23 protein-coding genes, 1 tRNA gene and 1 pseudogene are annotated in these 25,771 nt (G+C 57.3%); 15 read left to right on the forward strand and 10 right to left on the reverse strand.

What is annotated here, in order from left to right; translation table 11 throughout:
• From PH5382_RS16380 to PH5382_RS16390, 3 genes and pseudogenes are all read right to left on the reverse strand, one after another.
• Positions 1–692 (reverse strand): annotated as a pseudogene (locus tag PH5382_RS16380) (hypothetical protein); the annotation flags it as partial.
• Between the two features lie 141 nt (positions 693–833).
• Positions 834–918, reverse strand: a tRNA-Leu gene (locus PH5382_RS16385).
• A gap of 153 nt (positions 919–1,071) precedes the next feature.
• Positions 1,072–2,742 (reverse strand): bifunctional ADP-dependent NAD(P)H-hydrate dehydratase/NAD(P)H-hydrate epimerase, encoded by a 1,671-nt coding sequence (locus PH5382_RS16390; RefSeq protein WP_058335478.1) that lies wholly within the window; start codon positions 2,740–2,742, stop codon positions 1,072–1,074.
• 182 nt (positions 2,743–2,924) lie between these two features.
• Here PH5382_RS16390 and PH5382_RS16395 point away from each other — a divergent pair, with 182 nt between their 5' ends.
• The gene (locus PH5382_RS16395; protein ID WP_058335479.1) at positions 2,925–3,263 is read left to right on the forward strand and encodes a P-II family nitrogen regulator; all 339 of its coding nucleotides are present in this window, start codon (positions 2,925–2,927) and stop codon (positions 3,261–3,263) included.
• A 38-nt stretch (positions 3,264–3,301) separates the two neighbouring features.
• A complete protein-coding gene (gene glnA, locus PH5382_RS16400) occupies positions 3,302–4,708 on the forward strand; it encodes a type I glutamate--ammonia ligase (protein WP_058335480.1) in 1,407 nt (468 codons plus the stop codon).
• 115 nt (positions 4,709–4,823) lie between these two features.
• Here glnA and PH5382_RS16405 read toward each other — a convergent pair whose 3' ends face one another.
• On the reverse strand, positions 4,824–5,459 hold the full coding sequence (locus tag PH5382_RS16405; protein WP_058335481.1) for a glutathione S-transferase family protein: 636 nt from the start codon (positions 5,457–5,459) through the stop codon (positions 4,824–4,826).
• Positions 5,460–5,624: 165 nt separating this feature from the next.
• Between PH5382_RS16405 and PH5382_RS16410 the strand changes: the two genes are divergently transcribed.
• From PH5382_RS16410 to dddP, 4 genes are all read left to right on the forward strand, one after another.
• Entirely contained in the window at positions 5,625–6,872 is a 1,248-nt protein-coding gene (locus tag PH5382_RS16410) for an Hsp70 family protein (protein ID WP_058335482.1), read from the forward strand.
• 108 nt (positions 6,873–6,980) lie between these two features.
• Positions 6,981–7,781 carry a lytic murein transglycosylase gene (locus PH5382_RS16415; RefSeq protein ID WP_058335483.1) on the forward strand — a complete coding sequence of 267 codons (801 nt, stop codon included), beginning with the start codon at positions 6,981–6,983 and terminating at the stop codon, positions 7,779–7,781.
• Positions 7,782–8,043: 262 nt separating this feature from the next.
• Positions 8,044–9,135 (forward strand): hypothetical protein, encoded by a 1,092-nt coding sequence (locus PH5382_RS16420; RefSeq protein ID WP_231751912.1) that lies wholly within the window; start codon positions 8,044–8,046, stop codon positions 9,133–9,135.
• Between the two features lie 264 nt (positions 9,136–9,399).
• Positions 9,400–10,743 carry a dimethylsulfonioproprionate lyase DddP gene (dddP, locus tag PH5382_RS16425; RefSeq protein ID WP_058335485.1) on the forward strand — a complete coding sequence of 448 codons (1,344 nt, stop codon included), beginning with the start codon at positions 9,400–9,402 and terminating at the stop codon, positions 10,741–10,743.
• 9 nt (positions 10,744–10,752) lie between these two features.
• Here the strand turns inward: dddP and PH5382_RS16430 are convergent, their stop codons facing one another.
• Positions 10,753–11,817, reverse strand: coding sequence for a nickel/cobalt transporter (locus tag PH5382_RS16430; protein ID WP_058335486.1), 1,065 nt, complete (start codon positions 11,815–11,817; stop codon positions 10,753–10,755).
• A complete protein-coding gene (locus PH5382_RS16435; protein ID WP_082645728.1) occupies positions 11,802–12,548 on the reverse strand; it encodes a DUF1007 family protein in 747 nt (248 codons plus the stop codon). The genes PH5382_RS16430 and PH5382_RS16435 overlap by 16 nt, the downstream gene beginning before the upstream one ends.
• 244 nt (positions 12,549–12,792) lie before the next feature.
• Between PH5382_RS16435 and PH5382_RS16440 the strand changes: the two genes are divergently transcribed.
• The 6 genes from PH5382_RS16440 (at position 12,793) to PH5382_RS16465 (ending at position 19,261) form a co-directional block, all read left to right on the forward strand.
• Positions 12,793–14,028, forward strand: coding sequence for a bifunctional alpha/beta hydrolase/OsmC family protein (locus PH5382_RS16440; protein ID WP_058335487.1), 1,236 nt, complete (start codon positions 12,793–12,795; stop codon positions 14,026–14,028).
• A 253-nt stretch (positions 14,029–14,281) separates the two neighbouring features.
• Positions 14,282–14,539 (forward strand): DUF6455 family protein, encoded by a 258-nt coding sequence (locus PH5382_RS16445; RefSeq protein WP_058335488.1) that lies wholly within the window; start codon positions 14,282–14,284, stop codon positions 14,537–14,539.
• A 367-nt stretch (positions 14,540–14,906) separates the two neighbouring features.
• The gene (gene purB / locus PH5382_RS16450; RefSeq protein ID WP_058335489.1) at positions 14,907–16,211 is read left to right on the forward strand and encodes an adenylosuccinate lyase; all 1,305 of its coding nucleotides are present in this window, start codon (positions 14,907–14,909) and stop codon (positions 16,209–16,211) included.
• Positions 16,212–16,376: 165 nt separating this feature from the next.
• A complete protein-coding gene (locus tag PH5382_RS16455; RefSeq protein WP_058335490.1) occupies positions 16,377–16,925 on the forward strand; it encodes a tetratricopeptide repeat protein in 549 nt (182 codons plus the stop codon).
• Positions 16,926–17,001: 76 nt separating this feature from the next.
• Positions 17,002–18,117, forward strand: coding sequence for a flagellar motor switch protein FliG (locus tag PH5382_RS16460; RefSeq protein WP_058335491.1), 1,116 nt, complete (start codon positions 17,002–17,004; stop codon positions 18,115–18,117).
• Between the two features lie 202 nt (positions 18,118–18,319).
• Positions 18,320–19,261, forward strand: a complete 942-nt coding sequence (locus PH5382_RS16465; RefSeq protein ID WP_058335492.1) for a lysophospholipid acyltransferase family protein — start codon at positions 18,320–18,322, stop codon at positions 19,259–19,261.
• A 126-nt stretch (positions 19,262–19,387) separates the two neighbouring features.
• Here the strand turns inward: PH5382_RS16465 and PH5382_RS16470 are convergent, their stop codons facing one another.
• On the reverse strand, positions 19,388–20,134 hold the full coding sequence (locus tag PH5382_RS16470) for a DUF1223 domain-containing protein (RefSeq protein WP_058335531.1): 747 nt from the start codon (positions 20,132–20,134) through the stop codon (positions 19,388–19,390).
• Positions 20,135–20,353: 219 nt separating this feature from the next.
• Between PH5382_RS16470 and acnA the strand changes: the two genes are divergently transcribed.
• The 3 genes from acnA (at position 20,354) to PH5382_RS16485 (ending at position 24,269) form a co-directional block, all read left to right on the forward strand.
• Entirely contained in the window at positions 20,354–23,053 is a 2,700-nt protein-coding gene (acnA, locus tag PH5382_RS16475; RefSeq protein ID WP_058335493.1) for an aconitate hydratase AcnA, read from the forward strand.
• 103 nt (positions 23,054–23,156) lie between these two features.
• Entirely contained in the window at positions 23,157–23,852 is a 696-nt protein-coding gene (locus tag PH5382_RS16480; RefSeq protein WP_058335494.1) for an SDR family NAD(P)-dependent oxidoreductase, read from the forward strand.
• A 78-nt stretch (positions 23,853–23,930) separates the two neighbouring features.
• Positions 23,931–24,269, forward strand: a complete 339-nt coding sequence (locus PH5382_RS16485) for a DOPA 4,5-dioxygenase family protein (protein ID WP_058335495.1) — start codon at positions 23,931–23,933, stop codon at positions 24,267–24,269.
• Between the two features lie 70 nt (positions 24,270–24,339).
• Here the strand turns inward: PH5382_RS16485 and PH5382_RS16490 are convergent, their stop codons facing one another.
• The 3 genes from PH5382_RS16490 to PH5382_RS16500 are packed head-to-tail and all read right to left on the reverse strand — an operon-like array spanning position 24,340 to position 25,764.
• The gene (locus PH5382_RS16490) at positions 24,340–24,879 is read right to left on the reverse strand and encodes a DsbE family thiol:disulfide interchange protein (protein WP_058335496.1); all 540 of its coding nucleotides are present in this window, start codon (positions 24,877–24,879) and stop codon (positions 24,340–24,342) included.
• A complete protein-coding gene (gene ccmD, locus PH5382_RS16495) occupies positions 24,872–25,030 on the reverse strand; it encodes a heme exporter protein CcmD (protein WP_058335497.1) in 159 nt (52 codons plus the stop codon). The genes PH5382_RS16490 and ccmD overlap by 8 nt, the downstream gene beginning before the upstream one ends.
• A gap of 2 nt (positions 25,031–25,032) precedes the next feature.
• Complete coding sequence (locus tag PH5382_RS16500; protein WP_058335498.1) at positions 25,033–25,764, reverse strand: heme ABC transporter permease; 732 nt, start codon at positions 25,762–25,764, stop codon at positions 25,033–25,035.
• Between the last annotated feature and the right edge of the window lie 7 nt (positions 25,765–25,771).

Consider the following 25,771-nt stretch of genomic DNA (forward strand, 5'->3'; position numbering starts at 1 on the left):
GCTCTTGGCATACCCGTTACCGAGCCCGTAGGATAATTCCGTCCGGGGAAAGGGGAAGTCCCCTCAGAAACCGATTTGTGCAACAAAGCCCCCGCGATCTCCCCGGCCCGCATGGCAGTAGCCATTGCAAACTTGAACGCGTGGAAGGCCCGCGCCGTAGCCTTTTCAAGATCCTCACCTGCGCTGAATTTCATCGCCTCGATCTCCGCCGCTGTCGGCAGGCGATCACGCGCAGGAGGCTTTGATGGTTTGCGCACATCGCTGAGAGGGTTCGTCGCAATCAACTCCCAGTCCCGCCGCGCAACAGTCAACACAGATGACATGAGCTGCATTTCCCGAATGACGCTCGCAGGAGCGACTTCTCTTAGCCGCGCATCTCGCCACTTTGAGAAATCTTTGGCAGACAGATCCTCCAGCCGGATCTTGGCGATAGCATCTCGCCCAATCTTTTCCAGCCGTATTGCCTCCCATCGGTGCCCCCGTTTTGAAGGCGAAACCTCGCGTGCATAACGGTCAAAAACCTCACCCAAAATCAGCTTGGCCGCCACTTTATCATGGTTCAGGATCTCATATTCCGCCCGAGCAGCCCAATCCTTGGCCTCTTGCTTTGTTGGGAATACCTTTGACTTTCGGACACCGTTACGGGCAATCTCTGCCCGGTATCCAGTTTTTAGCTTACGAAAAGACGCCATGAATTACGCACCGTGCGGAAAATATGCGTAAACGAATACACATTCTTACACATCATGGGTAGTCACTCAGTTCTGCAAAACCTGTAACACTCATATTTTGTAAGGATAAATGTTCAAACACGTACAAATCGGTTTGAATGATGGTGCGGGTGAAGGGACTCGAACCCCCACGCCTCGCGGCGCCAGAACCTAAATCTGGTGCGTCTACCAATTCCGCCACACCCGCACGTATCACAAATCAAGATTTGCGTGTCGCGGTGGATAGCAAAGCTTGCAGACGGATGCGAGCGCTAATTTCACCAAACAGCAAGATAAACAAAGGTCCTGAGGGCAACTGCGAGATCTGGCTTGGCGCAAGGCAATTTCCTCACACCTCAGTTCAAACACCCAGACGTCGGAAAACATCTGGTATTTGCTCTGGCAAGTCCTCGGCTATTAGGCCAGGACCAAACTGCAGTGCGCATTCCACGTGTAGCCAGGCACCTGTTTCGGCCGCCTGCATTGGCGAGAGCCCGCGCGCCAACAGCCCGGTAATAAACCCTGCCAACACATCACCTGATCCAGCAGTCGCAAGCCAGGGAGCTGATCGTTTGAAATGTGCAGAGTTGACAGAACAGCGCCCCAAGGGATCTGCAATCACGGTATCTGCGCCCTTGAAAAGCACCACACAGCCTGCGCGCATCGCGGCTTCGCGGGTGGCGTCCACCTTGGAGTAGGCAGGCCCTTTGGCTACAGGTTCCCTCAGCTTCGCCGCAATATCCGGGAAGAGGTTTGCGAACTCCCCACCGTGGGGCGATAGCAAGCATTTGTCATGCAGCAGATCAAACAAGACTTGCGGATTTTCACCAAACATCGTCAGCGCATCTGCATCCAGCACCGTTGCGCGCTTTGCCTGCAGGGCAGCAACAACAAGGGCCTGCTTATCCGAGCTGCGCCCCAGACCCGGCCCCAGACACAGCGCGTTAATGCGCTTATCCTCAAGCAACTCAGCCAATTCTGTAGCCCCATCAATCTGTCGCAGCATAATCGCTGTCAGATGGGCCGCATTTTCTGCCAAGGCAGCCCTAGGCGAGCCAACTGTGACCAACCCTGCCCCAATCCGCAACGCGCCGCGCGCAGACAAACGTGCCGCGCCGGTTCTAGCCGGACCGCCGGACACAACAAGGGCATGGCCATAGTCAAATTTGTGGCGCGCATTCCTTTTGGGAAGAAAAAGGGGAAGAGATTGAAAGCTGCTCTCATGCGCGACCACGCGACCCAACCTCGCACCTGGGCATGCAAGATTGTGAAGCTCAGCAAGTGCCCGGCGCGGAGCGACAGGATCCTTGCTCAACCCAATGTCCGCAACAACAACTTTTCCGCAAAGTGCAGGCCCTGCTCCCAGAACATGACCCAACTTTTTTGAATGAAAGGAAACCGTGAGATCCGCCGATATTTCCTCTAAGTGGGGCACAGGGGTTTCACCAGCTAACCGCATTCCTGAATCGGCACAAATACCGCTTGGGATATCAACAGACACCACACGAGGAGCAGGAAAGCTCTGGAAACGCTGCTCCTCAGCAAGCTTCCACTCAGAAACCTGCGTCACCCATCCAAAGGCATTAAAGGACTCGACGGGACGTGTCAGCCCGGTGCCAAACAACGCATCCACTAAGACTGTGTTTTCCCTGTAGGTCGAAGGGTCTAGCCAAAAGGCATCCTCACCTTCGTCGACATAGCTGTTCACCGTTCCATGGGCCAGCCATTTGGCATAATTGACCTTTGCGTCCGGTGGCAACTTTTCGGAATCCCCATACAGAAACACCTCCACTTGCCAGTGCCGCTCATGCAGCAGGCGCGCCACCACGAAACCGTCGCCCCCATTGTTTCCGGGACCGCAGAGAACCACCGCTCGGTTGCCACTGCCTTCCAAATCCGGCCATTCCTCAAAAATTGCCTCAACCACACCCTGCCCGGCACGCTCCATCAGCTCGAGGCCCGTCACCTCGCCCGACTCGATGGCCGCCTGTTCTATCGCGCGCATCTGGGCCGCTGTTAGGAGCTCGCTCATGGTTCTTTCCTCTGCCACTGGCACACGATTCAATTTCGCCCACTTTTTGTGCGTTACGCATATTTTTTAATCACATGCCTGCAAAAGCCGCATCTCTCGCAGCCTGAGACAGCACAGCGCATTGTCCCCGCCATTAAGAAATGATCTGAGGTCTTTCGACAAGGTTGTGAGGAGCCCCAACGATGAAAAAGATCGAAGCCATCATCAAGCCGTTCAAACTGGACGAGGTGAAGGAAGCGCTGCAGGACGTCGGCGTTCAGGGCCTCTCTGTCATCGAGGTCAAAGGCTTTGGCCGCCAAAAGGGTCATACCGAGCTTTACCGTGGCGCTGAATATGTCGTCGACTTTCTGCCCAAGGTGAAAATCGAAGTGGTGCTTGAGGCCGATCAGGTCGAAGCCGCCATCGAGGCCATCATTGACGCTGCCAAGACTGACAAGATCGGTGACGGCAAAATCTTTGTGTCGCCCGTTGAGCAAGCGATCCGTATCCGTACCGGCGAGACCGGCACGGACGCGCTGTAAACAAATTACCTGACATCAAAATCAGAAGGACCAAGGGAATGAGCACAGACGCAGTTCTCCAGATGATCAAGGACGAAGATGCGGCTTATGTCGACATCCGTTTCACCGATGTGCGCGGCAAGCTGCAGCACGTCACCGTGGATGTAGACCTGGTCGACGAAGATTTCCTCGAAGAGGGCTTCATGTTTGACGGCTCCTCCATCGCAGGCTGGAAGTCGATCGAAAACTCCGACATGAAACTGATGGCAGATACAACATCCGCCTATGTAGATCCCTTCTACGCGGAAAAAACCATCTGCATCCACTGCTCGATCGTTGAGCCCGACACCGGCGAAGCCTATGAGCGTGACCCACGCGGCACCGCGCAGAAAGCCGAAGCTTACCTGAAGGCTTCTGGTATCGGTGATGTGGCCTACATGGGCCCCGAAGCGGAATTCTTCCTGTTCGACGACGTGCGCTACTCCAACTCGATCAACAAGGTTTCCTACGAGGTCGACGCGACAGACGCCTCCTGGAACACCGACACCGAGTATGAAATGGGCAACATGGGCCACCGTCCTGGCCTCAAAGGTGGTTACTTCCCGGTGAACCCCACCGACGAAGCTCAGGATCTGCGCTCCGAGATGCTCTCGACCATGAAGCGTCTGGGCATGAAAGTGGACAAGCACCATCACGAGGTTGCCTCCTGCCAGCACGAACTGGGTCTGATCTTTGACAGCCTGACCAAACAGGCCGACGAGCTGCAGAAATACAAATATGTGATCCACAATGTGGCGCATGCTTACGGCAAATCCGCCACCTTCATGCCCAAGCCGATCTATGGCGACAACGGCACCGGCATGCACGTGAACATGTCGATCTGGAAAGACGGCAAGCCGCTCTTTGCTGGCGACAAATATGCGGACCTGTCCGACGAAGCCCTGTACTTCATCGGCGGCATCCTGAAGCATTCCAAAACCCTGAACGCCTTCACCAACCCAGCGACCAACAGCTACAAGCGTCTGATCCCTGGTTTTGAAGCCCCCGTTCTGCGCGCCTATTCGGCCCGTAACCGTTCGGGTTGTGTTCGTATCCCATGGACTGAATCGCCCAAAGCCAAGCGCGTTGAGGCCCGTTTCCCCGATCCGGCCGCCAACCCCTACCTGTGCTTTGCAGCGCTGCTGATGGCTGGTCTTGACGGTATCAAGAACAAGATCGACCCCGGTGAGGCCATGGACAAGAACCTCTATGACCTGCCTGCCGAAGAGCTGGCCGATATCCCAACCGTTGCGGGTAGCTTGCGCGAAGCGCTGGAATGCCTGGAAGCCGATCACGACTTCCTGCTGCAGGGCGACGTCTTCACCAAAGATCAGATCGAAGGCTATATCGCTCTGAAAATGGAAGAAGTTCAAACCTATGAGCACACGCCGCACCCTGTTGAGTATGGCATGTACTACAGCTGCTAAACGTTAGCGGTTCTATCAAATATGAAAGGGCGCTCCTATGGAGCGCCCTTTTCTTTTGACCTTCTGATCTTTTGGCCCCACGTGTTCTGGACCCACGTGTTTTGGACCTGCCATCTCAGGTGATCGGCAGCATGACCTGCTCCTGATAGGCTCGGCGCGCAGCCAGTTGGTCCCACCAGCGTTTCAAGTTCACCAGCTCAGGGCGGTCAAACGACATAGAATGCCAGCGATAGGCGGAACATCCCAGCGGGATATCTGCCATGCTTGGCCTCTCCCCCACTATAAAGGCACTGTCGGCAAGATGCCGGTCCAGCATCTCCCAGAACCGGGCACTGTCCTGAATAGCCTTGGCAATGGCTTCTTGATCACGCGCGGCCTCAGAAGTGCGGATCAATTGCCAGAACAGGATGGTCATCGGCGCATGCAGCGCCGTTTGGTACCAATCCATCCACTGGTTCGCTTGTGCACGCTGTTGGACCGTTGCCGGAAACCAAAGCGCCGTATCAGATTCTTTTGTTCCATATTGCTCACAGAGATATCTGACGATCGCATTGGATTCCCAAAGCACAAACCCGTCGTCAACCAGCGTAGGGATCTTGCCGTTGGGATTGCCGTTCAGATAGGTGGCCGTATCCGTGCCGCCAAAAACCCCACCAACATCGCGGCGCGTGACCTCCAGCCGCAGCTCGGCTGCACACCACATCACCTTTTGCACATTCACTGAATTTGCCCGCCCCAGAACCTCGATCACCAGCTTTCTCCACTCTTGCTGTTTCTTCGCCCTACCTTGATCACTCCGACCGAATTGCCAAGGGCTGCGCGCCTGAAAAAATCGCACCCAATAGCTTTCCCTGCCTTGATCCCATCGTAGCCCGGCTGTATCAGCGCAGGTTCCGTTTTGCATCAGGAGACCGCTATGAGCGCGCCAATGACCCTCGGCATCGATTTTGGCACCTCAAATACCGCCGCAGGCATTGCGGTTGGTGACAACCCCTGGCTGGTTGAAATGGAGCCGGGAGAGACGACCCTGCCTACGGCCGTTTTCTTTGAACCCAAGCGACCCATGCGCATTGGCCGCGCGGCCACGCGGGCGCTGATCAATGGCGATGAGGGGCGCTTCATGCGTGCGCTCAAAAGCCTATTGGGCACGCCTTTGTTGCGCGAAGAACGCCGCATCAACGGGGAAAGCACTGATTTCGTACAGATCATCGCTCGGTTTCTGGCTGAGGTGAAATCCCGCGCAGAATCAGCAACCCACCAGACATTCACCCATGCGCTGTCCGGACGGCCCGTCCATTTTCACAGTGCCGATCCGGCGCGCGACGCACAGGCAGAAATCGACCTGCGCGACTGCTACTTGGCCGCCGGGTTCTCTGATGTGAAATTCCTGTTTGAGCCCGAAGCCGCCGTGCGCTCCGCCCGCCCTGAGCCCGGCTTGGGGTTGATTGTCGATATTGGTGGCGGCACCTCGGATTTCACCCTGTTTGAACAGGGCACAGCAGGCGAGACCCGCATTCTGGCTTCGCATGGGCTGCGGCTGGGCGGCACTGATTTTGACCGCCAGATCAGCATTGAGCATGTCATGCCGCTGCTGGGACGCGGCAGCCAGATCCGCAATGCCTTTGGCAAAGAGACCCTGCCCGCCCCCAACCGGCTGTTCAATGATCTAGCCACCTGGCAGATGATCCAGTTTCTTTATGCAGCCGACAGTCGCCGTGCCGCGCGGGAGCTGGCAAAATACGCGGTGGAGCCCGAGAAGCTCAACCGGCTGGTTGAGGTGCTGGATGATGAGCTGGGCCATGATCTGGCTTTTGCCGTCGAGCGCGGCAAAATCCAGGCCAATGGCACGGATCTGGCAGATCCCCGCATAGACCTGCGCATTTTGGAGCGCGGCCTTTCAACGCCTCTGGCAGCGCCCCAAATGCAGGCGACGCTTGATCCGATGATGCATCAGATCACCCAAAGCGCGGCTGAAACACTGGCGCGTGCCGATCTCGCCCCTACGCGGATCAGCCGTCTGGTCATGGTTGGTGGCTCATCCTTGCTGAGCTCGGTCGAAACCTCACTGCGCGGGCTTTGCCCCAATGCTGCGGTCGAGAACCGCAATGCCATGACAGCCGTGGCAGATGGGCTAGCGCTGGCAGCCCCCAGCGCCTTTGCCTGAACACTGCAGATTACCGGGAAGAGTGCTCCGCTTTTCCCGCTGGAAATTCGCAGCGACCTAGCTAGGCTGGAGGCATATTTCCACCCATCCTTGTTCGGGACGACATTCATGCGGTTTCTTTACTCTCTTCCAGCAGCTTTTTTTATGGGCTGCCTTGCCTCTTCAGCTTTGGCAGCTCCCTGCGGTAACACCTCTGCCGGCTTTGCTGCCTGGAAGGCCGATTTCGCCAAAGATGCCAAACGCGCGGGCGTCAAAACTGCCGGGCTCAACGCCCTGACGCAGGCTCGCTATGCCAATCGCACCATCGCGGCTGATCGCAACCAAAAGAGCTTTCGCTACAGTCTGGAGAAATTCATGCAGATCCGCGGCTCTGCCACGATTGTGGCACAGGGCCGCAAGCGCAAAGTACGCCAGGCGGAGTTCTATGCGGCGCTGGAAAAGAAATATGGCGTGCCTGCGGGTATCCTGATTGCCATCCACGGCATGGAAACCGCCTTTGGAAGTTTCATGGGCGACAGTCAGGTAGTCTCGGCCATCGTCACGCTCACCTATGATTGCCGCCGCTCGGCATTTTTCAAACCCCACGCCATCGGTGCGCTGAAACTGGTGGATCAGGGCGCCATAACCGGCGCCACCCGTGGGGCCAAACACGGCGAGCTGGGTCACACACAGTTCCTGCCCGGCAATGCGCTGCAATATGGTGTCGACTGGAACCGCGACGGGCGGGTGGATTTCTACGATCAGGGGGACGCCCTGGCCTCAACCGCACATTATCTGCAAAAAAGTGGCTGGAAGCGCGGCAAAGGCTACCAGCAAGGCGAGCGGAACTACCGTGTTTTGAAGGAATGGAACGCCGCCACGGTCTATCAGCAGTCCCTCGCCATCATGGGCCGTCAGATTGATCAATAACACTGCGAAAGACTTTGAGCGCAGATCAGAGACAATCTCGCGATGAGACCCAAATTGTAGGAGATGCGGCATCAAAGTGGCCGAGACCCGCCGCCTTCTTGCCGCATTCCACTCACACTCACTCGAACAAATCACACCAACGCTTTGATTTAATGTCTTTTATTTCAACTTCGCAATACAATAATAAAATCTGAATTTTTCGTCACGGATTGTCTCTCCCTGCCTCACTTTTGGACCAGATCTCTTCCTATTGTTTACCAAGATGCAGCCCGAACGGAGGACCCTGACGGTGGCACAGGTTGAGCAATACACAGGTAGACTGGGGTTTGAACACCGCAGCGAAGAGAAACTGACACTGGCACTGACCGAGTTGCTGGATACGCTGGAAGAATTCGGCCATCCCGCCCTTCAGATCAATGCCCGGGATCCCCATCGGATCGGGCTGGACAGTGATCACTACAAGGTAACCCTGAGGCTTCGACGTATGCCTCTGCGGCTAGGCGTGCGTGTTCCGTTTGGGCTCCCGGCGCCCGCAGCCTATATCGAATTGGCACTGGTTCCAAATTTCCCCGAAGCCTGCGACCGGGAGATTTCCGAGATCCTTCTGGCCATGCTCTTGCGGCGTCTTACCGAGGCTTTGACGCCTGTGGTTGTCTTTTGGCAAGACACCGCCAAGGCATTGATGGCAGAAGATTTCCTGAGTGCGTTTGCGAGTGAACCCACGCCCCCTAACAACACGCCTTCTTTGGTCCCCCTCGAATGTGATGCAGATTTGCAGACCGTCACAGAGCCAGACGTCACAGAGCCAGACACAGTCTCTGATACTGGCACAGAAAACATGGCTCCAGACGGGACGCCACCAAACAGGTCCGCGATTTCGCCACGTGACAGGCGGATCAAAGCCTTGGCAGCCCGAACCTCAGATCTGTGCGACAGAGCCACTGCACCTCTGGGTCTTTCAGCCGCACAATCGCGCCTGCAACTGGCAGACCAAGCCCGCGCCGAGGCCGAAGCAGAACGTGCAAGAGGTCGGGCCTTGTTTGGCTCGGTTGATGCAGCAACGCCGCTTCTGGAACAACACTGCGACGAAATCCAGCATAAGGAAACAGGCTCAAGACGCAGCAGATACAAGCGCTCCGCACCGCGCCATGCGTCGGTGCTCCAGGACCTTCCTTTAAAACAGGCCATCCTCAAAGGCGTTTCATTGCCTCAAAGGGCTCTTTCGGCCACGGCAAATGCGCTACGCGGGATTGATCTGGTAGTATCGGTGCGAGCGCTTGTGACGGCCATGGTCATTTTGTTCCTGCATGGATCCGGCATGGTTCAGGCTGCGGCACGGGTCTTTCTGCCATAGGAACGCCTGCCCTCGAAAGGCATAGTGACTGCATGGGCCAACCTCTCTGGATGTTGGCCTTTTGCATTGGGGATCCCTTCTGAAGCTGCGACTGGGGCATAGTTGTTCGCGCCGCATTTACAGGGCCGGAGTGGTCCCAAAAATGCAAACGGGACATCACGTCGGATCCTGTAAAAACGACCGTTTGCGCGGTCGCATTTAGAATTGAAACGCCAAAGGCCGGCCCTCAGACTGGACACATCTGTTCAGACGGGGAGCCTGACGATGAGCGCGCCATACCGAGAGAGTCGAAAGATTGATCCAACCCGTGGACCATTGCTGGGCGACGGAACGCCGAATGACAATGACCGCATGGAAATCGGCCCCACCCAACTGGCTATTCAGGAGTGGCAGGACGGCGGGCTGACATTGCCAGACCTGCCACGAATGCGAGAGTTTCGCTGGCAGCGTCTGGTCAGGGCGATCCAGGAACGGGATTGGGGCGGCGTCCTGCTGTTTGATCCTCTGAACATCCGCTATGCCACCGACAGCACCAATATGCAGCTGTGGAACACGCATAACCCTTTTCGCGCCCTGCTGGTTTGCGCCGATGGCTATATGGTGTTGTGGGACTACAAGAATTCGCCGTTTCTTTCGACCTTCAACCCATTGGTGCGAGAACAGAGATCAGGTGCGGATCTGTTCTATTTTGATCGCGGCGACAAGGTGGATGTGGCAGCCGATGCCCTGTCCAACGAGGTGCGCCAACTGATCCATGAACATGGCGGTGGCAACCGGCGGCTGGGCGTTGACAAGATCATGCTGCACGGGTTGCGCGCCCTCGAGGCGCAAGGGTTTGAGATCATGGAAGGCGAAGAGTTGACCGAAAAGACCCGCGCCATCAAAGGCGCGGATGAGATCCTTGCCATGCGCTGCGCCAATCACGCCTGCGAGACCGCCGTGCAGGCGATGGAGGATTTTGCGCGGGCCAATGTGGGCGATGGCAAGACCTGCGAGGATGATATCTGGGCGGTCCTGCACGCAGAAAACATCCGACGCGGCGGCGAGTGGATCGAGACTCGGCTTCTGGCCTCGGGGCAGCGCACCAACCCCTGGTTTCAGGAATGCGGCCCCCGGATCACGCAGCAAAACGAGATCATTTCCTTTGATACCGATCTGATCGGATCCTACGGCATCTGCATTGACATCTCACGTAGCTGGTGGATTGGCGACCAAAAGCCACGCGCCGACATGATCTACGCAATGCAGCATGCCCATGAACATATCATGCAGAACATGGAGATGCTGAAACCTGGCGTGATGATCCCCGAGTTGACGGCGAACACACATGTTCTGGATGAAAAATATCAGGCACAGAAATACGGCTGCCTGATGCATGGCGTCGGGCTCTGTGATGAATGGCCGCTGGTGGCCTATCCCGACAAGGCGGTCGCAGGTGCCTATGACTATCCGCTGGAACCCGGCATGGTGCTCTGTGTGGAAGCCTGTGTTGGCGAGGTCGGAGGTGATTTCTCGATCAAACTCGAAGACCAGGTCCTGATCACCGAAGATGGCTACGAGAACCTTACCACCTACCCCTTTGACCCGGCGCTTATGGGGGAGAACTGAACAAACGGCCTAGCGCAGGCTGGTCAACATCAGTCCTGCAGCCACTAGCGCGATCAGCAGACCGGCGGTGATTTCCAAAAGCGGCACCACTTGACGGGCGCGGGTATTGGCTGCAAACAGCGACAGTGCCCCGCCTCGCAGCCCCAGGGCTGCCAGCCCAACCGCGATGGTGACGGAGGCAGTGCCAAGCGCCATAGCAAAAGCGCCGGCGACTCCGGCCAGGGCGATGCCCATCTGCCAGGTGATAATTAGAACGAAAAGTGCTCCGGTACAGGGCCTTACCGCAATACCTGCGATCAGTATCGCAGCTTCGCGCCAGCTGCTCAAATGCTCCACCTCTTCGAGGCTGGGGCCATGCCGGTGCCCACAATCGGCACAGGTCTCTGCGCCAGCCCCCGCTTCAGCTGAATGGTCGTGACTGTGGTGATGATGACCGTCGTGATGATGACTGTGGTGATCGTGACTGTGTGGTTCTTGGCTGTGTGGTTCGTGGCTGTGTGGTTCGTGGCTGTGTGGTTCGTGGCTGTGATGCTCCTCGGCCTTGGCAGCGGCGCTGGTGCGAAACAGTTTTCGCGCGCCCCGTAGCAAAAGCCAGATCCCGATCCCAGCGATGGCGGCATAGCTGATCGGCGCCATGGTTTTTTCCGCGATACCGATCATACTGTCACGGCCAAGCTGCAACACAAGGATGGCGGCGTAGACCAGCACCACCGCCGTGACCGCCTGCCCGAGACTGGACAGCAGCGCCACCAGACTGAGCCGCATCCAGGGCACCTTGCGCCCCAACCCGTAGCCACCAATCAGAACCTTGCCGTGTCCCGGCCCAATGGCATGAAAGAACCCATAGGCAAAACAGACCAGCAAGAGCAGCGACAGCGCCCCCGCCTGACCGCCACGCAGCGCCCGCAGCGCCCCCGCAATCCGGTTCTGAAAGGCGCGTTGCTCCTGCGCGGCCCAGTCGCCCAAGGGGGCCAACAGATCGCGGCCAACCCACCAGAGCGTCAGGCACATCCCGACACTCAGTGTGATCAGGAGCAGACTGGTCGCAACGCGACCCTTCAAGAGCTGGGGCATGAGAGCAGAACCTCGGTGGCGAATTCACCGCCAATCAGCGGGATATCGTTTTCTTCAAGGTCTGCATTGGCATCCAGCCGCAGCAGCTGCGCCTGCATCTGTGCCAGCCCGCCTGCAATATCCGGATCAATCCGCTCCAACATGCAGTGCCCCTGCAAATGTGGCGACAGGGTCACCGGCAGAGTGATCTCATAGGCGGTGTAATAGGAAGGATCAAACGCCTTGAGCGAAAACGGGCCGTCCTGCTTTGCGACGGGCTGGCTTAACTGGCGCCGATGCGTGCTGACAATGCGCCCCTCAAGAAGCTCGGTACCCGCGTCCACCGGGCCGGAAAGCGGCACAACAGCGCCGTTGATGCGCAGCTCGAGATCGCCGTTGAAGCCTTCGTCCCAATTTGTATCGAACCCGGTCAGCAAAATACCTTCCTGAGGCGTCAGAACTCCGTCGCCATCGCGGTCAAGCTGCAGATCCTCGGTGATCAAAAGAGAATAGAATTCATCGTATTGCCAGGTGACCTTGATCGCAACGAGATGATCGCTGTCATCAAATTCAAAGGCAAACCCCGTATCGACAAAGATGTGCGGATGCGCGGCAGTCTGCGTCGGCATGAGCAGTGCCCCCAAAGCAATTACTGAGGCTGAAGCTGGGGCAATCATCAGATTAGACACCAGTTGCTGCACCAGACGCGGCACAGGGGAAACGTTCAGAGTATTTATGTTTCGGAATTTCATAGTCGCCAATCTAGAAGCAACATTCCAAAGCTGCAATCATCTGACCATGCAGTGCTCTGCACCGCTGGCAAAATTGCGCGCACGACTGGAATTCTAGCAGCCTTCGCGCACCCTCATGCTCTCTCGCATCTTGTCGCTTCTTGTCGCGCGGCATCACCTTCGCGTGACGTTTCCTGCAGCTGCCTTGTGATAGCCGCCTAGACCCCGCACTCTAAGGGCGACACAAGATATGAGGCTTTTGCCAATGCCCACAGAACGTATTACCTTTGCCGGCCATTCCGGTGAGACCCTGGCCGCAAGGCTTGATCTGCCGCAGGGCCCGGTGTTGGCGACGGCGCTGTTTGCCCATTGCTTTACCTGCTCCAAGGATATTCCGGCCGCCCGCCGCATCGCCGGCCGCCTTGCCGCCATGGGTATCGCAGTGCTGCGCTTTGATTTCACCGGCCTTGGCCATTCCGAAGGCGAATTTGCTAATACCACCTTCAGTTCCAACGTCGCCGATTTGATCGCCGCCGCGCAGTACCTGGCCGCCCGTGATATGGCGCCGGCCCTGCTGATCGGCCACTCACTGGGCGGGGCGGCGGTGCTGCGCGCACGTGCCGGCATTCCTTCGGTCAAAGGGGTCGTCACCCTAGGGGCTCCCTTTGATCCCGGCCATGTCTCGCACCACTTTGACGCAGCCCTGCCCGAAATCCAGGCCAAGGGTCAGGCCGAGGTGTGCCTGGGCGGGCGTCCCTTTGTGATTGGCCGCGATTTTGTCGAAGACATCACCGCCGAGGCCCTGACCCCGGCTATCAAAGAGCTGAATGCCGCCCTGCTGGTGATGCATGCACCGCGTGACGCCACCGTCAGCATCGACAATGCCGCCGCGATTTTCACCGCCGCCCGCCATCCCAAAAGCTTTGTCACTCTGGACGAGGCCGACCATTTGATCACCAAACCCCGCGATGCAGAGTATGCCGCAGAGGTCATTTCCGCCTGGGCCGGGCGGTATGTCGACCTGTCGCCACCTGCACCGCCCCCTGGCGCCCCCGAAGGCGTGCTGCGAGTCACCGAAGCTGATCCTGCCGGATTTTTACAGGACATCCATTCGGGCCCGCATCATCACGCCTATGCAGATGAGCCTCTGGCCTATGGCGGCACCAATCGCGGCATGTCGCCTTATGGCTTTGTTTCTGCCGGTTTAGGAGCCTGCACGTCGATGACTTTACGCATGTACGCAAGACGCAAAGGCTGGCCGCTTGACTCTGTCAGTGTGGATGTGTCCCACGACAAGGTACATGCACAGGACGCGCAGCCCTCGGGGCCCGCCAAGATCGACCAATTCACCCGCATCATTCGCATCTGCGGCAATCTGGATCAGACACAACGGGCAAAGCTGTTGGAAATCGCGGACAAATGCCCGGTTCACCGCACTCTGGAACATGGCGCAAAGGTAAAAACCCAGCTGGAGGAAGAACCGCAAACCCTGCCAGCCTAGTCTCCCCAGAGTCTCTAGTCTCCCCAGAGTCTACTGAGCAGCACAGAGGGGCCCATTTTGCCCCCCAATTATTGCTTTGCAGGGGCAGTCTCTGTGCGCGCCCAATCCTGTTTTAACCCCCGCAGATCTCCGGATCCGCCTGCGCTCTATGCGAACTTGATCCACATCATAGCCGCCCTGTGCCTACCTGCGCAGTGTCTATCAAATCACTTGAAAATCACTTGGATTATTTTCCATTTTGCGGAGGCACGGCATGGGACTGTTTTCTAAACTCGGACAAAGCGCTGATCTGGTCGAAGGCATGGCCGACCGCCTGGGTATCGACTATGGCGAGGTGATCGCCAAAGATCCCGAAGCAGAAGGCCGCAAATTCATGCGCGCTGTGATGAATTGCAGCAAGTGCAGCAATCAGGACGGCTGCGCCGAACTGCAGGCACACAGTCGCCAGCTCACAGAGACACCGGAATATTGCCGCAACAGCAATATGCTGACGCATATGCAACGGGATTAATCCCGCATTCTTGGCTTTAAGCTTTGCTTTAAACAGCCCTCTTTGCTCTAGAGGGCTGTTTTTGGCCATGCCAAGGCAGATCCTGAAGGACCGAATTGCCCTTCGCTGACATCTCCTTCTTACTCAAAAATACGCAAACCCAATGGTCAGAGGCGCAAATCCGAAGCTCTAGAACCTGACAGCGGGATGCACCAGTTGGTCGCCTTTCCAGCTTAGACGCCTACGATACGCCCCTAGAAAAGCGCCAAGACAAGCGCCAGACAGATGCGACATTTTTCATATCAGCCCTGCCAGACTTGCCCAATTGGCTCTGCTCCCGTATGACGCGCCATATCTTCTGGACAATCCCATAAAGGTGCTTTCGCCAATGATCCCTCGCTATTCTCGCCCCGAAATGGTCGCCATTTGGTCGCCCGAAACCAAATTCAAGATCTGGTACGAGATCGAGGCTCATGCCTGCGAAGCCATGGCCAACATCGGTGTCATCCCCCGCGAAAACGCTGATGCCGTCTGGAAAGCCAAGGACGTGGAATTCGACGTCGCCCGTATCGACGAAATCGAAGCCGTCACCAAACATGACGTCATCGCCTTCCTGACTCACCTGGCCGAACATGTCGGTTCCGAAGAAGCACGTTTCGTGCATCAGGGCATGACCTCCTCTGACGTTCTGGACACCTGCCTGAACGTGCAGCTGGTGCGTTCTGCCGATATCCTGATCAAAGACATGGATGGGTTGCTGGCCGCCCTGAAACGACGTGCTCTGGAACATAAAGACACCGTGCGCGTCGGTCGCAGCCACGGCATCCATGCCGAGCCCACAACCATGGGGCTGACCTTTGCGCGTTTTTATGCGGAAATGGATCGGAACCTCGCGCGTTTGAAACTGGCGCGTGAAGAAATCGCCACCGGTGCGATTTCGGGCGCGGTTGGCACATTCGCCAATGTCGACCCTGCCGTCGAAGAGCATGTCTGCGCCGAACTGGGCCTCTCGCCCGAACCGATTTCGACCCAGGTGATCCCACGCGACCGTCACGCGATGTTCTTTGCCACCCTTGGCGTCATTGCATCGTCGATCGAAAACGTCGCGACCGAGATCCGCCACATGCAGCGCACCGAAGTGCTGGAAGGCGCGGAATTCTTCTCGATGGGGCAAAAAGGCTCTTCGGCTATGCCACACAAGAAAAACCCGGTTCTGACCGAAAACCTCACGGGTCTGGCCCGTCTGGTGCGCTCCGCCGTGATCCCGGCGATGGAGAACGTCGCCCTGTGGCACGAGCGTGACATCTCGCATTCTTCGGTAGAGCGCGCGATCGGCCCCGACTGCTGCGTCACCCTCGATTTTGCCCTGGCACGTCTGACAGGTGTGATCGACAAGATGTTGGTTTTCCCCGAAAACATGCTGGATAACATGAATAAATTCCCGGGTCTGGTGATGAGTCAGCGAGTTCTGCTGGCCCTGACACAGGCGGGTGTGTCGCGCGAAGACGCCTATTCCATGGTGCAGCGCAACGCACTGAAGGTCTGGGAAGATCGCGTTGATTTCCGCGAATTGCTGCTGGCCGATCCCGAAGTGGTCGCTGCTCTTGGCGAAGACGGCGTCAACGAGAAATTCGACATGGGCTATCACACCAAACATGTTGATACGATCTTCAAACGGGTCTTTGGCGCATAAGCCTACCCCGACACCTCAGCTTGCATGATCAAACGCCCCGCTTGTTTAGTGGGGCGTTTTTACATCTGTCACGGCAACGTGACCAAAAAACAGGGCATGGTCGCTACATAAAATGCGTCAATTGTCGTTAGACTGTTTTCAAATCCAATCATCCGGAGTTTCCCGATGCGCTATGCTTTGCTTGTTGCCACCCTGACCCTGTCTGGACTGACCCTGCCCGGCCTAGCCTATGCGGCCGGAGACAACGGCTGGAACCCGCCGAAACCAACAGAAACGACCAAGACCTGCAAAGGTAAAAGGGTCTGGGATCCGGAAAAGAAGCGCTGTGTTCGCCCGAAACAATCCTCGCTCAATCAGGATGAGCTGATGGGTGCTGTCCGCGAGCTGGCCTATGCCGGGCGCAACTCTGACGCACAGGCGGTTCTTGCAACGCTGACCGACCAAGAAGATGATCGTGCCCTGACTTATTGGGGTTTCACCCATCGCAAACTGGGCCATGGCGCGCTTGCCGCAACGTATTACGACAAGGCGATTGCACAAAACCCCGACAATCTTCTGGCCCGATCCTATATGGGGCAAGGCTTTGTCGAAGAAGGTCAATTCGGTCTGGCGCTGACGCAGTGGAAAGAAATTCGCGCCCGCGGTGGCGCAAATAGCTGGCCCGAAACCTCCCTGCGCCAGGCCTTGGAAACCGGTGTCACAACAAGCTATTAAACTTCAGCTTTTCTTTACCGCTTGCGGGGTAATTTAGACCTGACCGAAAAAGAATCTTTTTGGCTAGGGTGCTAGAATGCTGCAAGACGATATGTTGGCGCTTCCAATGACCACAGGTGGTGGTGGTATGGGAGACTTTTCTCCACCGGCTGCGGCCGGAATGGGGGGAACCTCTATGTCTGCCAGCAACTTGAGCGGCAAAGCTAAAGCCGCCATCGTCGTGCGCCTTCTGCTCAATGAGGGGGCCGATATCCCCATCGAAGATCTCCCGGACGAGCTTCAGATGGAACTGACACAGCAGATGGGCAAAATGCGATTGGTGGATCGCGACACACTCCATGCCGTCGCCGCAGAATTTGCCGAAATGCTCGATAATGTTGGTCTGACCTTCCCCAACGGTCTTGCTGGTGCTCTTACTGCGATGGACGGGCGGATCAGCCGTCAGACTGCAAGCAGGCTGCGCAAAGAGGCTGGCGTACGCCAGTTTGGCGACCCCTGGGAGCGCCTGAAGGCCCTGCCACCAGAAGACCTTGCGTCTTTGGCTGAGGCAGAAAGCATCGAAGTCGCCGCCGTTCTTTTGTCCAAACTTGACACCGGTAAAGCGGCGCAGATGCTGGTTCATTTGCCCGGACCGGTGGCGCGACAGATCACCTATGCCGTCAGCCACACCACCAACGTCACCCCTGAAACGGTTGATCGCATTGGACTTTCCCTCGCAGCCCAAGTGGATGCGCGACCAGATCTTGCCTTTGACTCCTCTCCAGGTCAACGCGTTGGCGCCATTCTCACCGAAGCCGCAGCCGCGAAACGCGAGGAGGTTCTGATCGCCCTCGAAGAGGAAGACGAGGACTTCGCCACAGATGTTCGCAAAGCCATCTTTACCTACGGTCTTATTGCGCAGCGCATGCAGCCACTGGATGTTCCGAAAATGATGCGGGTGCTCGCGATCCCTGATCTGGTAACTGCGATTGCCTTTGCCACCGACGAAGACGATGTCGCAACCAATGAGTTCCTGCTGGACAATATGTCCAGCCGCATGGCGACCAATATTCGCGAAGAAGTCAACGAACGCGGCAAGGTCAAACGCACTGACGGCGAAACCGCTTTTGGGCTGATCGTCTCTGCCATGCGCGACTTGATTGCGACTGGTGAGATAGAGCTGAAATCCGACGAGGAAGAAGAAGACGCTTGATGTCAGCCCTTCGGATCTGAGAAAGCGGGTTGCCTGCAACCTCAGCTGAAGCAGACGGAGCGGCACTAAAACTTATACTATTTTCATTTTTCACAATGATTTGAGGGCCACTCCTGCAGTGGCCAGCTGGCTAGTTGTACCCACCTGCAAGCAGGGGTAAGATTACCTTCTGATCTTCACGCCAGCGCAGGCCCTGTCTGACATGCCCATAGAATCCTCACAGTTGCCAGTCGGCAAACGAGTCTCCTATTTTTTCGGCAACCTTGCCTTGCGGGGGGTTCTCGGGTTGGCAGGCCTAGTCCCTTATCGATGGCGGATCCCAGCTATGGGGCGCCTGGTCAGCAGCTTGGGACCGATCGTCGGATTCGACCGGCGCGTGCGCGAAAACCTGGCGCTTACCTGTCCTGAACTGCCTCAGGATGAGGTGACACGACTGTGCCGCGAAGTCGGCGACAATGCCGGGCGCATGATCACAGAACTCTATGCCGGTGCGCCCTTTATCGACCGGGCCAAGGCCGCTCCCATATCCGGTCCCGGCCTGCAGGCGCTTGAAGATGCCCGTGCAGCAGGACGGCCAGTCATCCTGGTGACCGGTCATTTCGGCAACTACGACGCCGCCCGTGCCGGTCTGATTTCACGTGGGTTTTCAATGGGCGCGCTCTACCGACGGATGGCCAACCCTTATTTCAACAGCCACTATGTGCGCGCCATGTCACGCGTGGGCACACCGATGTTCGAACAGGGAAAGCGTGGCATGGTCGAGATGGTGCGCCACCTGAAAAAAGGTGGCATCATTGCCATCGTGGCCGACCTCCATGTTCATGGCGGAGAACTGATTGATTTCTTTGGCAAGCCCGCTGTGACCTCCACTGTCCCGGCAGAGCTGGCTCTCAAATATGGTGCAGCTCTGATCCCCGTCTATGCAATCCGGCAGGACAACGGACTGGATTTTGAGATCCTGCTCAATGCAGAAATCCCCGCTTCGGATGCCGTGACCATGACAAAATCGATCTGCGATGACCTCGAAACTGTCGTGCGTCGTCACATGGGGCAATGGTTCTGGATTCACCGGCGCTGGAAGCCCTATCTGCCTGAAGTGCGGACATCAAAGGCACAGCCTGACACGCCCAACACTGAAGAATAGATCAGTCCATTTCGGCCCATGCCAGCTCTGGGCACCAATGAGCCCGCCTGCCCTCGCCCTTTTTGGCAAGGATCTTCGCAAACCCTGTTCAAGTGGCCTGTGAATACGCCCTGCACCAGTTTCTGGCTATTCGATCCGGGCCGCTGCCAGTACTGGCCCATAGGGACCTTGCTGGACCAGGAAGGCAGCAGGCTGATCGCCTTGGATCTCGATGGTGATTTCGGTAGCCTCCTGCCCGTCCCAAACCCCGACTTGCTGCAGGTCATCAACAATATTGGCGTATTCTAGTTGATGGCCAGCCAGTTCCCCACGGGTAATGTCTACTGTTTGGGACGGCGTATAGCGGACAATCTGCATGGTGACGGGAATATCAGGCAAATCAACGCGCGGCGTCAGTGCAATGGTCACCCGCTGGCCGCTGCGAGACACCTCCAGCGCCACCGGGCGTGGGGCTGACTGATGCCTGGAGAGAGCATCCGCCACGCCCATCGCATCCGCGCCCGATACGTCTTGATGCCCCATAACGATCATCTGCGGCGTATAGATCATTTTGCGCCCTCCAACATGGGCATAGCCCTTTTGGCGCCGGGTATGAGCAGGACTGGCAAAGATATCCTTCCAGCCAATATAGTCCCAATAGTCCACATGAAACGCCAGGGCCAAAACATCCTGGCGCTGAGCCAATTGTTTCAAAAGCGCATCCGCCGGGGGGCAGGAGGAACAGCCCTGCGACGTGAACAGTTCCACGACAACAGGTTCGTTCACGGCTCCGACCTTTTGCTGTGCCTGGCCGGTCCCGGGCGTCAAAAGGCACAGGCTAGCAGCCAATGCCGAAAAAACCCTGACAGAGCCAAAAGCCGCAAAAATCTTCATAAACATTCATCCTATTTGCTCTGCCTCATCACTATTCCCCTAGTCAGGAATAGGCCAATCAATCATTCTTGAGGCGGACGCGAGCGCTTTCTTGCTGAAATTGTATACCATTGCATGCGAAAATCACTGCTGCGGCGTATCAACTATTGAAACAAAGCGAAACCTGATGCAGAAAACCTGCAGCGATATCCCTATTTTACATCCCAGAGGGAGGCCAAAATGCCTATTACCGTCGGACAGGACAATGCCAAGACACGTCGCACGCTGACAGCGGGTGGCACGTCGATCTCCTATTATTCGATCCCTGCGGCAACCGAAGCCGGTCTCGGAGATTTTTCCAGACTGCCCGTTGCCCTGAAGGTCGTGTTGGAAAACATGCTGCGCTTCGAAGACGGCGGGTTTTCAGTTTCGGTCGAAGACATCAAGGCCTTCGCCGTATGGGGGACCAATGGCGGCAAGACCCCGCGTGAGATCGCCTATAGACCGGCACGAGTGTTGATGCAGGATTTCACCGGCGTTCCCGCCGTTGTCGATCTGGCAGCCATGCGGGACGGCATCAAGGCTCTCGGGGGGGACGCACAAAAGATCAACCCGCTGAACCCCGTCGATCTGGTCATCGACCATTCGGTGATGATCGATGAATTCGGCAACCCGCGTGCCTTTCAGATGAACGTGGATCGCGAATATGAGCGCAACATGGAGCGCTACCAGTTTCTTAAATGGGGTCAGGGCGCGTTCAACAACTTTCGCGTTGTGCCGCCCGGAACCGGCATCTGCCACCAGGTGAATCTGGAATACCTGTCGCAGACCATTTGGTCTGATACCGACCAAAACGGCGAGGACGTCGCCTACCCTGACACACTGGTCGGCACCGACAGCCACACGACCATGGTCAACGGCGTGGCCGTGCTTGGTTGGGGTGTTGGCGGGATCGAGGCCGAGGCTGCGATGTTGGGCCAGCCGATCTCGATGCTGATCCCCGAAGTTGTTGGCTTTGAGCTGACGGGTGAGATGGTCGAAGGCACCACTGGTACCGATCTGGTTTTGAAAGTCGTCGAGATGCTGCGCGCCAAAGGTGTTGTCGGCAAGTTCGTTGAATTCTTTGGCGAGGGTCTGGACCATCTGCCGCTGGCAGATCGCGCCACCATCGCCAATATGGCGCCCGAATATGGCGCCACCTGTGGCTTCTTCCCGATTGATGGCGAGACCCTTCGCTATCTGCGCAACACTGGCCGCGACGAAGATCGCATCGCACTGGTCGAGGCCTATGCCAAGGAAAACGGCTTCTGGCGCGGTGCCGATTATGCCCCCATCTACACCGACACCCTCAGCCTGGATATGGGCAGCATCGTCCCAGCGATTTCCGGCCCCAAACGTCCGCAGGACTATGTTGCGCTGACCGACGGCCAGACGGCGTTCCGCCGCGAGATGGCAGAGACATTCAAACGCCCCATGGGCAAAGAGGTCGCGGTCAAAGGCGAAGACTACACCCTGGAAAGCGGCAAGGTGGTGATTGCTTCGATCACGTCGTGCACCAACACCTCGAACCCCTATGTGATGATCGGCGCGGGCCTTGTAGCCCGCAAGGCGGCCGCTTTGGGGCTGGATCGCAAGCCCTGGGTCAAAACCTCGCTGGCGCCGGGATCACAGGTTGTTTCAGCCTATCTTGAGGCCGCAGGCCTGCAAGAGGACCTCGACAAGATCGGATTCAACTTGGTCGGCTATGGCTGCACCACCTGTATCGGCAACTCTGGCCCGATCCAGGCGGAGCTGTCCGACGCCATCGCCGAGGGTGATCTGGTCGCCACCTCGGTTCTGTCCGGCAACCGCAACTTTGAGGGCCGCATCAGCCCCGATGTGCGCGCCAACTATCTGGCCTCCCCGCCGCTGGTTGTCGCCTATGCATTGGCCGGCACCATGGATATCGACCTAACCACCGATGCCATCGCCCAGGACAAGGACGGCAATGATGTCTTCCTGAAAGACATCTGGCCCACCAACAAGGAAATTGCAGATCTGGTCCATGCCACCGTGACCCGCGAGGCCTTCTTGTCAAAATATGCCGATGTCTTCAAAGGCGACGAAAAATGGCAGGCCGTGGATACCACCGGTGCTGAAACCTACGACTGGCCATCCGCCTCGACCTATATTCAGAACCCACCCTATTTCCAGGGCATGGGCAACGAGTCGGGCACCATCTCCAATATCGAAGATGCCAAGGTTCTGGCGGTTCTGGGCGATATGGTCACCACTGACCACATCTCTCCGGCGGGTTCATTCGCCACCACCACACCTGCAGGCCAGTACTTGCTGGATCGTCAGGTGCAGCCACGTGAATTCAACTCTTACGGCTCTCGCCGGGGCAACCATGAGATCATGATGCGCGGCACATTCGCCAATATCCGCATCAAGAACGAAATGCTCACGACCGATGAGGGCGTGGTTGAGGGCGGCTACACAAAAGGCCCCGATGGCAGCCAGATGGCGATCTACGATGCCTCCATGGCCTATCAAGAGGCAGGTACACCGCTCGTGATCTTTGGCGGTGAACAATATGGCGCGGGATCCAGCAGGGATTGGGCGGCCAAGGGCACAGCCCTGCTGGGCGTAAAGGCCGTGATTGCCGAGAATTTTGAACGGATCCACCGGTCAAATCTGGTCGGCATGGGGGTGATACCCTTTGAATTCACCGGCGGGGACAGTCGCAAAACCCTGGGCCTTACGGGTGACGAAACCGTATCGATATCCGGACTTGATACGATCGAGCCCCTGCAGGAGGTTCCCTGTACGATCACCATGGCAGATGGCACAGTTAAAGAGATCACTTTGAAGTGCCGCATCGATACAGCACCAGAGATCGAATACGTCGAAAACGGCGGCGTGCTGCACTATGTTTTGCGCAATCTCGCCAAGTCATAGGCCAACCTGGCGTTTCAATCTTGACGGGCGCCCCATGGGGCGCCCTTCTTTGTTCAAACGGCATTGTAGCAGCATTGTATTGTTATCCGACCGGAGAATTCGCATGAAAACAGTTCTGATCACGGGCGGCGCTTCTGGCATCGGGGCTGCACTCTCGGCCAAGTTTGCCCCGGACCACGATCTAGCTCTCACCTGGTGCCACAGAGAACCCACGGCAAAAATCACCGAGAATGCTTTGACACTTCAGGCTGACCTGACCCAAGACGGCAGTGCACAAACCGTCATCGATGCGGTGATACAGCGATTTGGCCGCATTGATGTTATCATCAACAATGCGGGGTCTCTAGCGCCCAGCCCTCCCGATGGATTTGACGCTGCCAGTCAGCGCGCAATTCTGGATCTGAACCTGTTGGCCCCGCAGGCCTTGCTGGCAGCCGCCATGCCGCACCTGCAACCTGGCGCATCTGTCATCAGCATTTCCTCGGTCAACGCCGTCCTGCCGCCGAAAGGTCATGTCACCTATGGCGCCAGCAAGGCTGCTCTCAACCTCTGGACCCGTGCCATGGCCAAAGAGCTGGGTCCGAAAGGGATCCGCGTCAACGCCGTCGCCCCGGGCGCCGTCAATATCCCCGAAAACCCACGCGATGCGGAGCTGACAAAGCGTTTCACCGATGAAACCGCACTCGGAAGACTGGCCACAGGGCACGACATCGCCGAGGCGGTGTATTTCCTCGCATCAAAGGCGGCAGGTGCCATCACAGGTGAAATACTGACCGTCTCTGGTGGCTATCGCCTTTGATGCATGTCCGGTTGCTGCACAGATCTTGTGGAATACTGCGCAATTGCCACTCGATACAAAAAACTTCAGGGTTATGGCATGAAACAGATCGACACTATCAGGGGCTACCATACCCATGTCTACTTTGACGCGCAGAGCGTTGAAAAGGCGCGAACCCTTTGCGAAACTACTGCCACGCTGTTTGGCGTCAAAATGGGGCGGGTCCACGAACAAGCCGTCGGACCGCACCCGATGTGGTCTTGCCAGTTGGGGGCCACGCCTTCGCAGTTCAGCCAGTTGCTGCCCTGGCTGGCCTTGAACCGAGACGGCCTCATTGTCTTTGCCCATCCAGAAACGGGCAATCATCTAGAGGATCATCGCGATCACGGCATCTGGCTGGGCACTGGACTGGATCTCGACCTGTCGATCTTTTCCTGACGCCGCTGCCTCAAAGCGCGCCAAAGGCGCAATTCTCTGTCTTCAAACAGGCGACCTTCAAACAGCCGGTTCAGTTGCTGCTTGCTTTTTCGATCGCCGGGCGCAGAGTGCCCTCGATGACCCGCTGGGTCACAGGACCGGCAAAGCGCAGCACGATCCGGCCCTCGCCATCGATCACATAGGTTTCCGGCACGCCGTAGACGCCCCAGTCAAGCGCCATGCGACCCTTTTCATCCCGGCCGATGGCCGTGTAGGGGTCGCCAAGTTCAGTCAGAAAAGACGCCGCATTGTCCTGCTGATCCTTGTAGTTCACCCCGTAGATCTTCAACCCTTCGTGAGAAAGCGCCTCAAGATTAGGATGTTCGACACGGCAGGGCGCGCACCAACTGGCCCAATAGTTGACCAGTTTAACCTCGCCATCGCGCAACGTGGCGTCATCAAACAGCGGTTTGTCGATGAATTCAGTCAGCACCACCGGTGGGGCCAATTGGCCTTCGCGGGCCGAAGGCAGGCCTTCAGGGTCTTCGCGGTACATACCAGTGATGGCGAGGCCAACAAAACTGGCAAAAACCACAATCGGAACCGCCATCAGCGGTGAAAACCTAGCCATCCCGGCGCATCCTTTGTTCCAGCGCATCCATCTCGCGGCGCACCCGGCGCCCGCGCCACAGAGTCAGCACCACAAGCAATGCCAGCAAAATGATCGAGGCAGCATAGGCGCTCAGCACCGTGTCACTGTATTTTCCTAGGTCTGGCAACATTGTCATGCCTCCTGCCGTGCGCGCGCCAACAGCGCTTTGATGCGCCGGGCACGAATTTCGGTGCCGGTGCGATAGAACACCATGGCAATAAAGAACAGCACAAAGCCGACCATGCAGATATACAGCGGGTTGGAAAAGGCATCCGCCACGTTTTCCTTTTCATCCAGCGACAGCGACGCTCCTTGATGCAGCCCTTGGTTCCAAAAGTTCACCGCATAACGGCTGAGCACAGCAAAGACCGTCCCAACCAGACACAGGATGGACGTCAGATCTGCTGCGGTATCCGGATTATCTATCGCCTCCCAAAGGGCGATGTAGCCCAGGTAGAACAAAAACAGCACCAGAAAGGAGGTCAGGCGCGGATCCCAAGCCCACCAGGTGCCCCACATCGGCTGCCCCCAGATTGCCCCTGTTGCAAGTGCGATCAACGTCATCACAATGCCCACGGGGGCAGCTGCCTTGGCCGCGAGCGCGCTGACATGGTGGCGCCGGATCACCCAGATCAAGGAAGCCACCAGCATCATGAACCAGGCGTTGATCGCCATCAGCGCCGCAGGCACGTGCAAAAAGATGATCTTGACGGTGGATCCCTGACGGTAGTCATCAGGGGTAAAGAAGAACCCCCAGATCAGTCCCACGGCCATCAACAGGCCAGAGCTGACCCACAGCACCGGCATCACCCGTTCTGATGTGCGCAGGAACTTTCGAGGGTTGGCGTATTCCCAGATCGACATTATGGCT

It is taken from the genome of Phaeobacter sp. CECT 5382, from assembly GCF_001457775.1.
Classification (GTDB): domain Bacteria; phylum Pseudomonadota; class Alphaproteobacteria; order Rhodobacterales; family Rhodobacteraceae; genus Pseudophaeobacter.

What these genes read in the sequence shown, in the direction of transcription:
- PH5382_RS16390 (WP_058335478.1), bottom strand. Translation starts at nt 2,742, where the DNA reads ATGAGCGAGCTCCTAACAGCGGCCCAGATGCGCGCGATAGAACAGGCG.
- PH5382_RS16395 (WP_058335479.1), top strand. Translation starts at nt 2,925, where the DNA reads ATGAAAAAGATCGAAGCCATCATCAAGCCGTTCAAACTGGACGAGGTG.
- glnA (WP_058335480.1), top strand. Translation starts at nt 3,302, where the DNA reads ATGAGCACAGACGCAGTTCTCCAGATGATCAAGGACGAAGATGCGGCT.
- PH5382_RS16410 (WP_058335482.1), top strand. Translation starts at nt 5,625, where the DNA reads ATGAGCGCGCCAATGACCCTCGGCATCGATTTTGGCACCTCAAATACC.
- PH5382_RS16415 (WP_058335483.1), top strand. Translation starts at nt 6,981, where the DNA reads ATGCGGTTTCTTTACTCTCTTCCAGCAGCTTTTTTTATGGGCTGCCTT.
- PH5382_RS16420 (WP_231751912.1), top strand. Translation starts at nt 8,044, where the DNA reads ATGCAGCCCGAACGGAGGACCCTGACGGTGGCACAGGTTGAGCAATAC.
- dddP (WP_058335485.1), top strand. Translation starts at nt 9,400, where the DNA reads ATGAGCGCGCCATACCGAGAGAGTCGAAAGATTGATCCAACCCGTGGA.
- PH5382_RS16430 (WP_058335486.1), bottom strand. Translation starts at nt 11,817, where the DNA reads ATGCCCCAGCTCTTGAAGGGTCGCGTTGCGACCAGTCTGCTCCTGATC.
- PH5382_RS16435 (WP_082645728.1), bottom strand. Translation starts at nt 12,548, where the DNA reads ATGAAATTCCGAAACATAAATACTCTGAACGTTTCCCCTGTGCCGCGT.
- PH5382_RS16440 (WP_058335487.1), top strand. Translation starts at nt 12,793, where the DNA reads ATGCCCACAGAACGTATTACCTTTGCCGGCCATTCCGGTGAGACCCTG.
- PH5382_RS16445 (WP_058335488.1), top strand. Translation starts at nt 14,282, where the DNA reads ATGGGACTGTTTTCTAAACTCGGACAAAGCGCTGATCTGGTCGAAGGC.
- purB (WP_058335489.1), top strand. Translation starts at nt 14,907, where the DNA reads ATGATCCCTCGCTATTCTCGCCCCGAAATGGTCGCCATTTGGTCGCCC.
- PH5382_RS16455 (WP_058335490.1), top strand. Translation starts at nt 16,377, where the DNA reads ATGCGCTATGCTTTGCTTGTTGCCACCCTGACCCTGTCTGGACTGACC.
- PH5382_RS16460 (WP_058335491.1), top strand. Translation starts at nt 17,002, where the DNA reads ATGCTGCAAGACGATATGTTGGCGCTTCCAATGACCACAGGTGGTGGT.
- PH5382_RS16465 (WP_058335492.1), top strand. Translation starts at nt 18,320, where the DNA reads ATGCCCATAGAATCCTCACAGTTGCCAGTCGGCAAACGAGTCTCCTAT.
- PH5382_RS16470 (WP_058335531.1), bottom strand. Translation starts at nt 20,134, where the DNA reads ATGAAGATTTTTGCGGCTTTTGGCTCTGTCAGGGTTTTTTCGGCATTG.
- acnA (WP_058335493.1), top strand. Translation starts at nt 20,354, where the DNA reads ATGCCTATTACCGTCGGACAGGACAATGCCAAGACACGTCGCACGCTG.
- PH5382_RS16480 (WP_058335494.1), top strand. Translation starts at nt 23,157, where the DNA reads ATGAAAACAGTTCTGATCACGGGCGGCGCTTCTGGCATCGGGGCTGCA.
- PH5382_RS16485 (WP_058335495.1), top strand. Translation starts at nt 23,931, where the DNA reads ATGAAACAGATCGACACTATCAGGGGCTACCATACCCATGTCTACTTT.
- PH5382_RS16490 (WP_058335496.1), bottom strand. Translation starts at nt 24,879, where the DNA reads ATGGCTAGGTTTTCACCGCTGATGGCGGTTCCGATTGTGGTTTTTGCC.
- ccmD (WP_058335497.1), bottom strand. Translation starts at nt 25,030, where the DNA reads ATGTTGCCAGACCTAGGAAAATACAGTGACACGGTGCTGAGCGCCTAT.
- PH5382_RS16500 (WP_058335498.1), bottom strand. Translation starts at nt 25,764, where the DNA reads ATGTCGATCTGGGAATACGCCAACCCTCGAAAGTTCCTGCGCACATCA.